The 13660-nt window shown below is 71.8% G+C and carries 14 protein-coding genes; 10 read left to right on the top strand and 4 right to left on the bottom strand.

Features of this window, described 5'->3' with window-relative positions; translation table 11 throughout:
• Positions 1-9: 9 nt before the first annotated feature.
• From ACYVC6_RS21525 to ACYVC6_RS21515, 3 genes are all read left to right on the top strand, one after another.
• Complete coding sequence (locus ACYVC6_RS21525) at positions 10-783, top strand: lysophospholipid acyltransferase family protein (protein ID WP_460716589.1); 774 nt, start codon at positions 10-12, stop codon at positions 781-783.
• A gap of 95 nt (positions 784-878) precedes the next feature.
• Positions 879-2000: a MacS family sensor histidine kinase gene (macS, locus tag ACYVC6_RS21520; RefSeq protein WP_460716588.1), complete on the top strand. Its 1122-nt coding sequence runs from the start codon at positions 879-881 to the stop codon at positions 1998-2000.
• On the top strand, positions 1997-2518 hold the full coding sequence (locus tag ACYVC6_RS21515; protein ID WP_460716586.1) for a flavin reductase family protein: 522 nt from the start codon (positions 1997-1999) through the stop codon (positions 2516-2518). The genes macS and ACYVC6_RS21515 overlap by 4 nt, the downstream gene beginning before the upstream one ends.
• Here ACYVC6_RS21515 and ACYVC6_RS21510 read toward each other — a convergent pair.
• A complete protein-coding gene (locus tag ACYVC6_RS21510) occupies positions 2515-2880 on the bottom strand; it encodes a VOC family protein (RefSeq protein WP_460716584.1) in 366 nt (121 codons plus the stop codon). The genes ACYVC6_RS21515 and ACYVC6_RS21510 overlap by 4 nt on opposite strands.
• A 90-nt stretch (positions 2881-2970) precedes the next feature.
• Here ACYVC6_RS21510 and ACYVC6_RS21505 point away from each other — a divergent pair, with 90 nt between their 5' ends.
• Entirely contained in the window at positions 2971-3612 is a 642-nt protein-coding gene (locus tag ACYVC6_RS21505) for a response regulator (protein WP_460716830.1), read from the top strand.
• Positions 3605-4489 carry a hypothetical protein gene (locus tag ACYVC6_RS21500; protein WP_460716583.1) on the top strand — a complete coding sequence of 295 codons (885 nt, stop codon included), beginning with the start codon at positions 3605-3607 and terminating at the stop codon, positions 4487-4489. Before ACYVC6_RS21505 ends, ACYVC6_RS21500 begins: the two co-directional genes overlap by 8 nt.
• On the opposite strand, the gene glpK is transcribed toward ACYVC6_RS21500, so the two are convergent.
• On the bottom strand, positions 4486-5955 hold the full coding sequence (glpK, locus tag ACYVC6_RS21495) for a glycerol kinase GlpK (RefSeq protein WP_460716582.1): 1470 nt from the start codon (positions 5953-5955) through the stop codon (positions 4486-4488). The two genes, ACYVC6_RS21500 and glpK, sit on opposite strands and share 4 nt — an antisense overlap.
• Positions 5952-6782, bottom strand: a complete 831-nt coding sequence (locus ACYVC6_RS21490) for a DUF1028 domain-containing protein (RefSeq protein ID WP_460716581.1) — start codon at positions 6780-6782, stop codon at positions 5952-5954. Before ACYVC6_RS21490 ends, glpK begins: the two co-directional genes overlap by 4 nt.
• Before the next feature lie 100 nt (positions 6783-6882).
• Here ACYVC6_RS21490 and ACYVC6_RS21485 point away from each other — a divergent pair, with 100 nt between their 5' ends.
• The 5 genes from ACYVC6_RS21485 (at position 6883) to ACYVC6_RS21465 (ending at position 12495) form a co-directional block, all read left to right on the top strand.
• The gene (locus ACYVC6_RS21485; RefSeq protein ID WP_460716580.1) at positions 6883-7911 is read left to right on the top strand and encodes a 6-phosphofructokinase; all 1029 of its coding nucleotides are present in this window, start codon (positions 6883-6885) and stop codon (positions 7909-7911) included.
• A gap of 107 nt (positions 7912-8018) precedes the next feature.
• Positions 8019-9479: an APC family permease gene (locus ACYVC6_RS21480; protein ID WP_460716579.1), complete on the top strand. Its 1461-nt coding sequence runs from the start codon at positions 8019-8021 to the stop codon at positions 9477-9479.
• 65 nt (positions 9480-9544) lie between these two features.
• Entirely contained in the window at positions 9545-10882 is a 1338-nt protein-coding gene (locus ACYVC6_RS21475; RefSeq protein WP_460716578.1) for a class II 3-deoxy-7-phosphoheptulonate synthase, read from the top strand.
• 39 nt (positions 10883-10921) lie between these two features.
• A complete protein-coding gene (locus ACYVC6_RS21470) occupies positions 10922-11476 on the top strand; it encodes a plastocyanin/azurin family copper-binding protein (protein WP_460716577.1) in 555 nt (184 codons plus the stop codon).
• A 17-nt stretch (positions 11477-11493) separates the two neighbouring features.
• On the top strand, positions 11494-12495 hold the full coding sequence (locus tag ACYVC6_RS21465; RefSeq protein WP_460716576.1) for a threonine aldolase family protein: 1002 nt from the start codon (positions 11494-11496) through the stop codon (positions 12493-12495).
• Between the two features lie 8 nt (positions 12496-12503).
• On the opposite strand, the gene ACYVC6_RS21460 is transcribed toward ACYVC6_RS21465, so the two are convergent.
• Complete coding sequence (locus ACYVC6_RS21460; RefSeq protein ID WP_460716575.1) at positions 12504-13610, bottom strand: NADase-type glycan-binding domain-containing protein; 1107 nt, start codon at positions 13608-13610, stop codon at positions 12504-12506.
• Between the last annotated feature and the right edge of the window lie 50 nt (positions 13611-13660).

Below are 13660 nucleotides of genomic sequence, written 5' to 3'. Positions count from 1 at the left end.
GTCTCGCGGGTGGAGAGAGGTGCACGGGTGTTCTACTGGTTCCTCAAGTGGATCGCGCTCGGCCCGGTGCTCAAGCTCGTGTTCCGCCCGCAGGTCAGTGGCGCCGAGAACGTCCCCGCGACCGGCCCGGCGATCCTCGCCAGCAACCACCTGTCCTACGCCGACTGGCTGTTCATGCCGCTCACGCTGTCGCGGCGGGTCACGTTCGTGGCCAAGGCCGAATACTTCAACACCCCCGGCATCAAGGGCTGGTTCCAGAAGAAGTTCTTCTCCGGCGCCGGCCAGGTCCCGATCGACCGCTCCGGTGCCTCCGCGGCCGAGGGTGCGCTCAGCAGCGCCCGCAAGATCCTCACCGCGGGCGAGCTGTTCGGTATCTACCCCGAGGGCACCCGCTCCCACGACGGCAAGCTCTACCGGGGCAAGACCGGCGTCGCCCGGCTCGCGCTCGAGTGCAAGGTCCCGGTGATCCCGACCGCCGTGGTCGGCACCGACGTCGTCGCGCCGCCCGGCCAGACCTTCGGCAAGTTCACCCGCCCGATCGTGCGCTTCGGCAAGCCCCTGGACTTCTCCCGCTATGAGGGCATGGAGAACGACCGCTACATCCTGCGCTCGATCACCGACGAGATCATGTACGAGATCATGCGCCTCTCCGGCCAGGAGTACGTCGACCAGTACGCCACCAAGGCCAAGGAGGAGGGCAAGCGCCTCGAGCGCGAGGAGAAGGCGGCCGCCGAGGCCCGCGAGATCGAGGCCGAGCTCCGAGGGCAGGCGAAGGCGTCCTGACCGACGCGCCCTCGTCTTCGGTGAGGCCCTCGCCGGGCCGCAGGCTGGTACCCGCGGGCGTCCGCCGGATGCTCACCGCCTGGTTCGCTCCGGCGATGACGGTCGAGGACCGGATGTTCCGCTGGTTGGCGGTGGTGCGGGTGATCGTGCTCGTCAACGCGGTCGTGCTCGTCGTTTACCGATTCGACAACGTCCAACGACCGGTCCTGGCGGCGGTCTGTGCGGGGGTGATGATCGCGTGGACGGGCCTCGCGATCTGGGCATACCTCGAGCCGTCGCGGCGTCGGCCACCGCTCCTGGTCGCCGACCTCGCCGTGGCCGTGGCGCTGGTCGCGATGTCGCCGGTGGTCAAGGGCGCGGGCTTCAGTGCGACGATCCCCGGCTTCTGGGTGATGGGCGCACTGCTGGCCTGGGCCGTCCATTGGCGCTGGGTCGGTGGTCTGGTCGCCGGCCTCGTGCTGAGCGTCGTCGACCTGTCGGTGCGCCAGGACATCGCCCAGGTCAACTACGCCAACGCCTTCCTCCTGGTTCTCGGCGGCACGATCATCGGCTTCCTGGTCGAGTCGCTCCAGCTGATGGCTGCCGAGCGCGACCGGGCCCAGCGCTCGGCCGCCGCGGCGGCCGAGCGGGCCCGGCTGGCGCGGGCCGTGCACGACGGGGTGCTCCAGGTCCTCGCGCTGGTGCAGCGTCGGGGCGCTGAGCTCGGTGGGGAGGCCGCAGAGCTCGGACGGCTGGCCGGAGTGCAGGAGGTCGCGCTGCGCACGCTGATCCGCGCCCAGGACGCGGTCGTGTCCACCCCCAACGAGGCGATGGTCGACCTGACCGCCGCCCTCTCCGCGCTGGGCACCCGGCCCGGGGTCCACGTGGCGACACCGGGGTCGGCGGTCGAGGTGCCTCGGGCGACTGCGCAGGAGCTGGTGGGTGCCGTCGGCGCCTGCCTGGACAACGTGGCTCGCCACGTCGGCGCCGGCGCCCCGAGCTGGGTCCTGCTGGAGGCATGGCCGGACCGGGTCGAGGTTTCGGTGCGCGACGAGGGCCCCGGCATCCTGCCCGGGCGGCTGCGGGAGGCCGAGGTCGAGGGTCGGTTGGGGGTGGCGGAGTCGATCCAGGGCCGGCTGCGCGAGCTGGGCGGGACCGCCACTGTGCACACCGGGCCGGACGGCACCGAGTGGGAGCTGGTCGCCCCGCTGGAACCCACGAGGCCGCCGCCGCGATGACCATCCACACCACGCACCCCTTCGCCGACCCCGAGCCCGACGGCGTACGGCGGTTCCGCGGGCGGCTCGGTGGGGCGGTGACCCTGTGGACGGCCGACTCGGGCGGCGGGCGGTCCGGCCTCACCGTCACCTCGCTCATGGTCGCGCTGGGGGAGAACGCCCGGGTCCTCGCGCTGCTCGACCCCGACTCCGACCTGGCGGAGGGGCTGGAGGAGTCAGGTGCGGCGGTCGTCCAGCTGCTGTCGTGGGGGGACAGAGGGCTGGCCGAGGCATTTGCGGGGACGGCGCCGGCACCGGGCGGGCTGTTCCGGCAGTCCGAGTTCGTCGACACCGCCTGGGGACCGCGGCTGGCCGCTGCGTCCACGTGGGCCGGCCTGCGCCTGGAGACGAGCGCCGAGGTCGGGTGGTCGCGGCTGGTCACCTGCCTGGTCGAGCACGTCGAGGTCGGCGAGGACTCAGACCCGCTGGGGCACCGCCGGGGCCGGTTCACCCGGCTCCGGCCGCCCGAGGCCGGTTAGCCGGCGGCCTCGGTCGCCTCGTCCCGCCCGGCCACGCAGAACTCGTTGCCGGCGGGGTCGGTGAGCGTCACCCACCGGAAGGATTCGTCCCCGCGTCGCTCCACCAGCCCGGCGCCGGCGGCCAGGAGCCGGTCGACCTCGGCGTCGAGGTCCTCGGCGGTGAGGTCGAGGTGGAGCCTGTTCTTGCCGGGCGTGGGGTCGTCGACCTTCTGGAACGCCAAGGTGACGGGGCCGCCCGTGACGAGCAGGTAGGCGCCGTCGTAGGGGTCGGCGACAGTGCCGCCGACCTGCTCGGCCCACCAGGCCGCCAGCGGGGCCGGGTCGGTCGAGTCGCAGGTGATCATGCCGATGGTGAGTGTCATGCGCGTCACCGTAGGACGACCCACCGACAGCCTCGCCGCGTTATGTTCTGCGGCGTGACCGAAGCCAGCGGGGCCCCCGCCGTCCGGGTGATGGTCGTCGACGACCATCCGATGTGGCGGGACGCGGTCGAGCGCGACCTCCGGGCGGCCGGCTTCGACGTCGTCGGGGTCGCCGCCAACGGCACCGAGGCACTGGCCCGGTTCCCCGCATGCCGGCCCCAGGTCGTCGTCCTGGACCTCCAGATCCCGGAGCCCAACGGCGTCGAGGTCACCGCCCAGGTCCTCCAGCACGACCCGAGCGCCCGGGTGCTGATCCTGTCCGCCTCGGGTGAGCAGTCCGACGTCCTCGACGCGGTGAAGGCGGGTGCCACCGGCTACCTGGTGAAGTCGGCTTCCCGCTCCGAGCTGCTCGACGCCGTACGCCGGGTCGCCGCCGGCGACACGGTGTTCACACCGGGCCTGGCCGGCCTGGTGCTCGGCGAGTTCCGCCGTCTCAACGAGGGCAAGCCGGAGACCGACCAGTCGCAGCCGGCGCTCACCGAGCGCGAGACGGAGGTGCTGCGGATGGTCGCGAAGGGCATGTCCTACAAGCAGATCGCCGAGCGGCTTGTGCTCTCGCACCGGACCGTGCAGAACCATGTGCAGAACACGCTGCGCAAGCTCCAGATGCACAACCGGGTCGAGCTCACCCGCTACGTCATCGAGCACGGGCTCGACGAGCCCGATGAGTGACCTGCTGAGCATCGCCGACGAGCTCTACGCGCTCGGCCTCGGTGACTTCACCCCGGCCCGGGACGCCAAGGCCAAGGAGCTCAAGGGCACCGAGCTGGCTCCGCGGGTCAAGGCGCTCAAGAAGCCGTCGCTGGCCGCGTGGGTGGTCAACCTGCTCGTCCGGCACGAGACCGAGCAGGTGGAGCAGGTCCTGACCGTCGGCGCGGCCCTCCGAGAGGCGCAGGCCGCCATGTCGGGCGACGAGCTGAGAGCCCTGACCAGGCAGCGGCGACAGCTGACCGCCGCGGTCACGACCCGGGCCCGGGCGCTGGCGCGCGAGCACGGCCAGAAGGTGACCGATGCGGTCGCGGAGCAGGTCGAGGCCACGCTGACCGCGTCGATGGTGGACGAGGGCTGCGCCACCGCGGTCCGCAGCGGTCTGCTCGTCACCGCACTGTCCGCCACCGGCGTGGACGCAGTGGAGATGGACAAGGCGGTCGCACTTCCGGAGGCGCTCGGGTTCAGCGCCCCGGCCCGCGAGTCCGTCGTGCCGGAGAAGCCGGATCTCCACGTCGTGCCCGACCCCGACCGGGACGAGAAGGCAAAGCGGGCCGCCCAGGAAGCGTTCGACGCCGCGGAGGATGCCCTCGCCGAGGCCACCGAGTCATTCGAGACCGCAGCCGCCGAGCTGTCCGAGCTGGAAGCCCGGTCGATGCAGGTCCAGGCCGAGATCGACGAGCTCAAGCGCGAGATCGCCGAGCTCGAGGAGACCGCCGACGAGGTCGACGAGGCCATCGGCGAGGCCGAGGACGCCCGCGACGAGGCCCAGGAGGCGGTCGCCGAGGCCATCCGCGAGCGGGACGCCGCCGCGGCGAAGCTGGCCCGGCTCCAGCGTTAGCGTGCCCAGCCTTTCGAACGCTCGACGGCGTCCATCCAGCGGGCGTGCGCGGCGTCGGCGGGGGCACGGTCGGCCGAGGGAGTGAACGACGTGTCCAGCTGCCAGGTCTCGCGCAGGTCGTCGGTGGACGACCAGACGCCTGTGCCGAGCCCGGCCAGGAACGCGGCACCCAGAGCAGTGGTCTCGACGAGCTTCGGCCGCTCGACCGGCACGCCCACCTGATCGGCCTGCAGCTGGCAGAGCAGGTCGTTGGCCGAGGCCCCGCCGTCGACCCGCAGGGTCGACAGCTCCGGCATCGTCTCGAGCACGTCGCGGACCTCGAAGGCGATCGCCTCGAGCGTGGCCCGGACCAGGTGGGCACGGGTGGTGCCGCGGGTGATCCCGATGATGAGCCCGCGGGCGTGCGGGTCCCAGTGCGGCGCACCCAGGCCGGTGAGTGCCGGGACGAACACCACGCCGTCGGTGGAGTCGACGGTGGAGGCGATCGCCGCGGTCTCGGCGGCCGACCCGACGATCTGCAGGCCGTCGCGTAGCCACTGGACGGCGGCCCCGGTCACGAAGATCGCGCCCTCCAGGGCATAGGTCAGCTCGCCGTCGGGGGAGCGCCAGGCCGCCGTCGACAGCAGGCCGGCGTCCGAGCGCTGCAGCGTCGTCCCGGTGTTGGTCAGGATGAAGGAGCCGGTGCCGTAGGTGCACTTCGAGTCGCCCTCGTCGAAGCACGTCTGACCGAAGAGCGCCGACTGCTGGTCGCCGGCGACGCCCGCGATCGGCAGGTCGAGGCCGAGGAACGACGCGGGGTCGGTGCGGGCGATCTCGCCCCAGTTGGGGACCAGCTCCGGCAGCGCGTCGCGGGGTACGCCGAACAGCGAGCACAGCTCCTCGGACCAGTCGCCGGCGGCGAGGTCGAACAGCAGGGTGCGTGAGGCGTTGGAGACGTCCGTGACGTGCCAGGTGCCGCGGGTCATCCGGGCGATGAGGTAGGAGTCGACGGTGCCGACGGCGTAGCGGCCGGACTCGACGAGGGCCCAGGTGTTCGGCTCGTTCTCGGCCAGCCAGACGAGCTTGGTGCCGGAGAAGTAGGGGTCCAACCGCAGGCCGGTCAGCTCGGCGACCCGGTCCTCGTGGCCCTCGTCGCGCAGCCGGCCGCAGATGTCCGCCGTACGCCGGTCCTGCCAGACGATCGCGCGACGGGGTGAGCCGAGCGTCTCGCGGTCCCAGAGCACCACCGTCTCGCGCTGGTTGGTGATGCCGATACCGCGCAGCTGCGAGGGGTCGACCTGGGCGAGCGCGGCCCGGGTGGCCTCGAGGGTGGACTGCCAGATCTCCTCGGGGGCGTGCTCGACCCAGCCGGGCTGGGGGAAGTGCTGCGGGAACTCCTCGTAGCCCTTGGCCGCGATCCGTCCGTCCGAGGTGACCACGACGGCGGTGACGCCGGTCGTGCCGGCGTCGATCGCCAGGATGCTCACGCGCGGCCGTCCTCGGTGGCCCGGACGATGTCGAGCACCTGCTGGTCGATCCAGGCGAGCTCGGGGTCGACGCGCATCTCGTAGTTCTCGGTGCCGACCCACTCCTGGAAGTCGGCGTGGCCCTGCGCTCGGGCGAACGCCTGGAGCTCCTCGCCGAGCGCCGCGGTCACCGGCACCTTCTCCTCCTCGGTGGAGGCGGTGAGGTAGAGGTCGTTGAGGTCGAGCAGCCGCGCCAGCTCGGGGATGGGGGCGGCGTGGTCGTCGACGCGCAGGTCGACCGCGATGTCGTCGTTGCCGCCGTAGCCGGCCCCCTCCCGCACGACCAGGAGCGCCGCGGACTGCCGCCCGCGCTTGTCGCCCCCGGCCTCGTCGCCCGCGGTGAGCGCGGCCAGCAGGCGGTGCGCCAGCGGGAGGTCGGGGGAGGAGGCCTCCCAGGCGGCGACCATCGCGAGCACCACGTCCTCGCCGGCGAGGCAGTTGCCCTGGACCGCGAAGCCGTCACCGGTCTCGCCCCCGGCCCACTCGATGCACGCATGTCCGGTGTGGGTGGCCGCGCCGCCCTCCACGTCGACGATGCCGACCTGCCGGTGGTCGCGGCCCTCGTCCTCCTCGAGCAGCCGCAGGAGCGCGACCGAGGCGGTGGCCCCGGCGTCGAGGTGGGCCAGGGCGAGGCCCTTGTAGGCGACGTTGGCGTCGGCCTGGGTGGCGATGGCGCCCACCCCGGCCACCGCGGCGGGGACGGCGGCGCCGACGGCGAGGAACTTCGAGGCGACGGCGACCCCCCAGGACTCCCCGTCGGCGGATCTGGCCACGATCGAGAACGTCATGTGCAGGGACCATAGTGCCCGTGCTCAGTCCCTGGACGCGGCCTCGCGTTGCGCTAGGGTCGGCGTCGACTTGAACGATCCAATTTTCTCAGGAGCAAGCATGCGCGTCGGCGTACTCACAGGAGGCGGGGACTGCCCCGGCCTCAACGCGGTCATCCGGGCGGTCGTCCGTCAGGGGGTCAAGACCCACGGGTTCGAGTTCGTCGGCTTCCGCGATGGGTGGAAGGGCCCGCTCGAGGGCCTGACCATGGAGCTCGGCATCAAGGAGTGCCGCGGGATCCTGCCCCGCGGCGGCACCATCCTCGGCTCCTCGCGCACCAACCCGTTCAAGATCGAAGACGGGGTCGAGCGGATCAAGGACAACCTCGCGGCGGCCGGGGTCGACGCCCTCGTCGCGATCGGTGGCGAGGACACGCTCGGCGTCGCCACCAAGCTGTTCGACCTCGGGGTCAACGTGGTCGGCGTTCCCAAGACCATCGACAACGACCTGTCCGGCACCGACTTCACCTTCGGCTTCGACACCGCGGTCAACGTGGCGACCGAGGCGATCGACCGGCTGCACACCACCGCGGAGTCACACCACCGGGTGCTCGTCGTCGAGGTGATGGGCCGCCACGCGGGCTGGATCGCGCTGCACGCCGGCATCGCGGGCGGCGCCAGCGCGGTGCTGATCCCCGAGCAGCCGTTCGACATCGAGGCCGTCTGCGCCCACGTCGAGACCCGCTTCCAGACCCAGTACGCCCCGATCATCGTCGTCTCCGAGGGCGCCGTGCCGGCCGAGGGTGGGGACATGACCTTGGTGTCCGGCGAGCTCGACGCGTTCGGCCACGTGCGGCTCGGCGGCATCGGTGACCGGCTGGCCAACGAGATCGAGCAGCGCACCGGCAAGGAGGCCCGCGCGGTGGTGCTCGGCCACATCCAGCGCGGCGGCACACCGTCGGCCTTCGACAGGTGGCTGGCCACCCGGTTCGGGCTCAACGCCATCGACGCGGTCGCGGACGGCGACTTCGGCAAGATGGTCGCCCTGCGGGGCACCAACATCATCCGAGTGCCGCTCAGCGAGGGCACCGCCGAGCTCAAGCTGGTCAGCCCCGAGGAGTACGCCGAGGCCTCGGTCTTCTTCGGCTAGCAGCCGCCCGGACGGGCACCGCCGCGGCGCCGGGGTGTGGTCGACAGGGCCGCCGGTTCGGTGTCTGATGGGGCCAAGCCACTCGCAACTCGGAGCAGGAGGCTCGCATGGCCACGCAGACCGCAGAGCGGGACGTCAACGGTCCTGAGCCCGACCTCAAGCGGGTGATGGGGCCCAAGCTCCTCCTCCTCTTCATCGTCGGCGACATCCTCGGCGCCGGGGTCTACGCGGTCACCGGCCAGATGGCCGGTGTGGTCGGGGGGATCGTGTGGCTGCCGTTCCTGGTCGCCTTCATCGTGGCCACACTCACGGCGCTGTCCTACCTCGAGCTCGTGACCAAGTACCCCCAGGCCGCGGGCGCCGCGCTCTACACCCACAAGGCCTTCGGCCTGCACTTCGTGACGTTCCTGGTCGCGTTCGCGGTGATCTGTTCCGGCATCACCAGCGCCTCGACGTCCTCCAACGTGCTGGCCCAGAACCTCACGGGCGGTCTCGAGGCGAACGGCTGGATCGACGAGCTCCCCGGCAAGGGCACGATCACGCTCATCGCGCTGGGATTCATGGTCCTCCTGGCCCTGATCAACCTGCGCGGTGTGGGCGAGTCGGTGAAGTTCAACGTGCTCCTCACGCTCGTCGAGGTGACGGCGCTGACCATCGTGATCGGCGTGGGGTTCTACGTCATCGCCCAGGGCGACGGCAGCTTCGACCGGGTCACGACGTTCGAGAACCCCGACGACAAGGGGATCTTCCTGGCGGTGACGGCCGCCACGTCGATCGCGTTCTTCGCGATGGTGGGCTTCGAGGACTCCGTCAACATGGTCGAGGAGACCCAGGAGCCGGAGCGGATCTTCCCGCGCACGCTGCTGACCGGTCTCGGCATCGCGGTCATCATCTACATGCTGGTGGCGATCTCGGTCGTCACGGTCCTGAGCTCGGACCAGCTCGCCGAGATCAACGAGGCCGAGGGCCGGGCGCTCCTCGAGGTCGTCAAGGTGGGGTCACCGGACTTCCCGATCGACAAGTTGTTCCCGTTCCTGGCCGTCTTCGCGGTGGCCAACACAGCCCTGATCAACATGCTGATGGCCAGTCGGCTGCTCTACGGACTGGCCCACCAGGACGTGCTCCCACGCACCCTGGGCAAGGTGGCGCCCAACACCCGGGCGCCCTACGCCGGGATCATCTTCTCGACCCTGCTCGCGCTGGGCCTGATCGTCTACGTCGCCAACCGCGAGGACAACGTCGTCGCCAACCTGGCCAACGTCACCGCGCTGCTGCTCCTGGGCGTCTTCACGGTCGTCAACGTCGCCTGCCTGGTCCTGCGCGGCGACGGCCGTCCGTCGCTGTTCCGGTCGCCGGGCCCCACCCCGGTGCTCGGGGCGGCCGCCTGTCTCTTCCTGATCGGGCCGTGGGTGGATCGCGAGACCATCGTCTACCAGATCGCCGGGGTGCTGCTGCTGATCGGTGCGGTGCTGTGGGCGATCACCTGGGCCACCAACCGCGGTGTCCGGGCGCAGCGCACCGGCTTCCGCAACATCGACCACATGGACGAGGACCCGCCACTGCGCTAGCCAGGCGCCGTCCAGGATCTCGCGCGGAGTCGGGGCCGCGGGGCGGTCCGCCGTACGCTTGACCGGTGACGATCCCCGACCTCGAGACGCTGCGCGCGCTCGGCCCGGCGCAGCAGCCGGCCTACGACGACGCCGCGGCCGTCGAGCGAGCTGTTGCCCGCCTGCGCACCATGCCGCCGCTGGTGTTCGCCGGTGAGTGCGACGACCTCAAGGACAAGATCGCCGCGGTCGCCCGTGGTGAGGCCTTCCTGCTCCAGGGCGGCGACTGCGCCGAGACCTTCGACGGCGTCACCGCCGACAACGTCCGCAACAAGCTGCGGGTGCTGCTGCAGATGGCCGTCGTCCTGACCTACGCGGCCTCCGTGCCCGTGGTCAAGGTCGGCCGGATCGCCGGGCAGTACGCCAAGCCGCGGTCCTCGGACCTCGAGACGCGCAACGGGGTCACCCTCCCGGCCTACCGCGGCGACGCCGTCAACGGCTTCGAGTTCACCGCCGAGTCCCGCGTGCCCGACCCGCAGCGACTCGTCGACGTCTACCACTCGTCGGCGGCGACCCTCAACCTCGTCCGGGCGTTCGTGACCGGCGGCTACGCCGACCTGCGCCAGGTGCACACCTGGAACACCGACTTCGTCCGTGAGTCCTCGGTCGGCCAGCGCTACGAGCTGGTCGCCGCCGAGATCGAGCGCGCGCTGACGTTCATGAAGGCGATCGGCGCCGACCCCGACGAGTTCCACCGGGTCGACTTCCACTCCAGCCACGAGGCGCTGCTGCTGGAGTACGAGCACGCGATGACCCGCATCGACTCGCGCACCCAGACGCCCTACGACGTCTCGGGCCACTTCGTCTGGATCGGCGAACGCACCCGTCAGCTGGACGGGGCGCACGTCGAGCTGCTGCGCCACATCCGCAACCCGATCGGCGTCAAGCTCGGGCCGTCGACCTCGCCGGACGACGCGATCGCCCTGGCCGAACGGCTCAACCCCGACAACGAGCCGGGCCGGCTGACCTTCATCACCCGGTTCGGTGCGGGCAAGATCCGCGACGGGCTCCCGGTCGTGGTCGAGAAGGTCACTGCGTCAGGAGTCGAGGTCGCCTGGGTGTGCGACCCGATGCACGGCAACACCTTCGAGGCGTCGTCCGGCTACAAGACCCGGCGGTTCGACGACGTGATCGACGAGGTCCAGGGCTTCTTCGACGTGCACCGCGCGCTGGGCACGTGGCCCGGCGGTCTCCACGTCGAGCTCACCGGCGACGACGTCACCGAGTGTGTCGGCGGCGGCGAGGACCTGCTGGAGATGGACCTCGGCAACCGCTACGAGTCGGTGTGCGACCCGCGGCTCAACCGGGTGCAGTCCCTCGAGCTCGCGTTCCTGGTGGCCGAGATGTTGCGCAAGGCGTCCTGACCCCACGCACCTCTCACGAAACGGGTCTAGCGTCCGTGCATGCGAACCCGTCTGCTCGCGGCCGCGGTGCTCGCGGCCGTCGCCCTGCCACAGCCTGCCTCCGCGGCCGACGCCGACGTCACCGTCGAGCACCTGACGTACCTGCCCGGCAAGGTCAGAGTCGGGCTCGGTGAGACCGTGACCTGGACCTTCCCCGAGGTCACCCAGCACACCACCACCTCCGACCAGGGCTTCTGGGACAGCGGTGCGAGGTCGGGTGGCGCGACGTACGTGCGCACCTTCACCTCGGCGGGGCGGTTCGCCTACCACTGCACGTTCCACCCGAGCATGCACGGCTCGGTGGCGGTCGGGCTGCGGGTCGTCGCGCCGAGCGTGAGCGTGCGCGCGGTCAGGTGGTCGACGGTCAAGGGGGCGGGCGGCACGACGTTCGACGTGCAGGTCAAGGTCGGCTCCGGGCCGTGGAGGGCCTTGCTGACCGACACCAAGAAGCCGAGGGCCAAGATCGCGGTGGGCTCGGACCCCGTCAAGGTCCGCGCCCGGACGTCGAAGGGCGGCGAGGACTCCGGGTGGTCGAGGGCGGTGCGCCTCACGTAGGTCCGTAGGTTGTGAGGGTGATCGATCTCCGCTCGGACACCCTCACCAAGCCCACCGAGGCAATGCGGGCCGCGATGGCACGTGCCGAGGTCGGGGACGACGTCTACGGCGAGGATCCCACGGTCCGCGCGCTGGAGGAGCGGGTCGCGGGGCTGCTGGGCCACGAGGCCGCCCTGTTCACGCCGACCGGGTCGATGGCCAACGTCCTGGCGGTCGGGTCGCTCGTCGCGCCCGGCCAGGAGGTGCTCTGCGAGTCCTCCGCGCACATCGCCCGGGCCGAGCTCGGCGCCCACGCCGCGATCGGCGGGCTCACGATGCGCACCTGGACGCATCCGCGCGGCCAGGTCGACCTGGCCGCCGTCGCCGCGATGTTCGCGCCGGACATGGGTCCGTTCTTCGTGCCCACCGCGGCGGTGTCCGTCGAGAACACCCACAACTTCGCCGGGGGAGCGGTGCTGCCTCTGCAAGACCTCCGCGACCTGCGCGAGTTCGCCCTCGGTGCCGGGGCCCGCATCCACCTCGACGGTGCCCGGCTCTGGAACGCACACGTCGCCACCGGAACGCCCCTCGCGGACTATGGCGCCGTCGCCGACGTCGTCTGCGTGTGCCTGTCCAAGGGCCTCGGCGCACCCGTCGGATCACTGCTCGTCGGCTCGGCGGACGCGGTCGCGCAGGCCCGGGTGCGACGCAAGCGGCTCGGCGGCGGCATGCGCCAGGTGGGCATCCTGGCGGCGGCCGGCCTGCACGCCCTCGACCCGGCTCACGGGCACGTGGAGCGGCTCGCCGACGACCACGCGCACGCCCGGCTGCTCGCCGAGGCGTGCGGGGTCGACCCCGCCTCGGTCGACACCAACATCGTGGTGGTGCACCGTGCGGACGCCGCGGCGTACGTCGCCGCCGCAGAGGCGGCCGGTGTGCGGATCGCCACCGTCGGGCCGGCCACGGTCCGCCTGGTCACCCATCTCGACGTGAGCCGCGCCGACGCCGAGCGCGCCGCCGCGGTGCTGGCCGGGCTCTGACCGGTCGGTCAGCCGGCCAGGAAGACGTCGCTGATCGCGGTGAAGTCGCGGCGCGCCGGTCCGTCTCCCGGAGCGGTGGTCGCGACGATCTTGAGCACGACCTTGCGCACCTCGACCGGCCCGACCTCGACCGTCTGCAGCGTCCGGCTGTCCTCGAGGTCCTGCCGGACGAGGTCACCGGCGCCGAAGTTCCAGGTCACCTGGGTGATCCGGCGGTGTCCGGCGTACCAGTCGAACGTCGCACCGGCGTCGTCGGTCGCGGTCTTCGCGTAGCCGTTGACCAGCCCGACCTCGGAGATCCTGGTCTTCTCGGGGAAGGTGAAGACCAGCTTGAACCCCGAACCGTCGCCGGCCGCCCGCCACGCGGTCTCCGGGACGCCGTCGAGCATGTTGCTGGCGTCGTAGGAGGTGGGGTTGCCGTCGACGTCCTGCGTCGACGGCGCCGTCCTCGGAGCCTCGGCGCTGGCCTCCGCGGTGTGGTCGACGGGATCCTGGCCGGCCTCGGCCGAGCCGCTGGGCGACGGGTCCCCCGCGGGCTCGTCGTCATCGCCGAGGGCCTGACCGAGGAACCAGGCGCCGACGACGAGCGCCGCGAGCAGCAGCACCGCGCCCGCGACCCAGAGCGCGCGCGGTCGTCGGCGGTCCTCCCAGTCCTCGTCCCACTCGTCCCAGTCCTCGTGGTCGTGCTCGTCGTCGACCTCCGCCTCCTCCCACGCCCCCGCGGGGACCGGGTCGGGGACGTCTGGAGACGAGTACGACGCCGGTGTCTCCGCCGCGGTCTCGGCAGGAACCACCTCGTCCGCGAAGAGGGGGAAGCGGGGCGGAGGCGGTGCCTCGAGCACGGCTGGTGGTAGCCGTGGCAGGGCCGGGGGAGCAGCGACCCGGACGTCGTCCGGCCCCGCCGGACGCGGGCCCCGCTCCGCGGTGTCGGTGCGCCAGTCGTGGTCGTCGTCGTCGGGTCCGGCGGCTTCCACCGGCGACGACAGCGGTGGTCCGTCTCCGAGGTCGATCGGGTCCGACAGCGGGTCGGCGTGGCGGGACGCGACCGGGTGGCCGCAGTTGGTGCAGAACCTGCCGAGCCCCAGGACGTGACCACATTGCGTGCAGTGCTTCACGGTGTCATGCCTTCCCGCGCCGGCCCGCCCGATTCGTGGCTGATGGTCCA

It is taken from the genome of Nocardioides dilutus, assembly GCF_054779555.1.
The sequence above is the reverse complement of the archived record's forward strand: the minus strand, read 5'-3'. Positions and strand labels throughout refer to the sequence as shown.

Excerpts from the sequence above, each read along its gene's own strand:
- ACYVC6_RS21480 (WP_460716579.1), top strand. The coding sequence starts at position 8,019 with ATGGCCACGCAGACCGCAGAGCGGGACGTCAACGGTCCTGAGCCCGAC.
- ACYVC6_RS21470 (WP_460716577.1), top strand. The coding sequence starts at position 10,922 with ATGCGAACCCGTCTGCTCGCGGCCGCGGTGCTCGCGGCCGTCGCCCTG.
- ACYVC6_RS21490 (WP_460716581.1), bottom strand. The coding sequence starts at position 6,782 with ATGACGTTCTCGATCGTGGCCAGATCCGCCGACGGGGAGTCCTGGGGG.
- ACYVC6_RS21515 (WP_460716586.1), top strand. The coding sequence starts at position 1,997 with ATGACCATCCACACCACGCACCCCTTCGCCGACCCCGAGCCCGACGGC.
- ACYVC6_RS21485 (WP_460716580.1), top strand. The coding sequence starts at position 6,883 with ATGCGCGTCGGCGTACTCACAGGAGGCGGGGACTGCCCCGGCCTCAAC.
- ACYVC6_RS21510 (WP_460716584.1), bottom strand. The coding sequence starts at position 2,880 with ATGACACTCACCATCGGCATGATCACCTGCGACTCGACCGACCCGGCC.
- ACYVC6_RS21500 (WP_460716583.1), top strand. The coding sequence starts at position 3,605 with ATGAGTGACCTGCTGAGCATCGCCGACGAGCTCTACGCGCTCGGCCTC.
- macS (WP_460716588.1), top strand. The coding sequence starts at position 879 with ATGACGGTCGAGGACCGGATGTTCCGCTGGTTGGCGGTGGTGCGGGTG.
- ACYVC6_RS21505 (WP_460716830.1), top strand. The coding sequence starts at position 2,971 with ATGGTCGTCGACGACCATCCGATGTGGCGGGACGCGGTCGAGCGCGAC.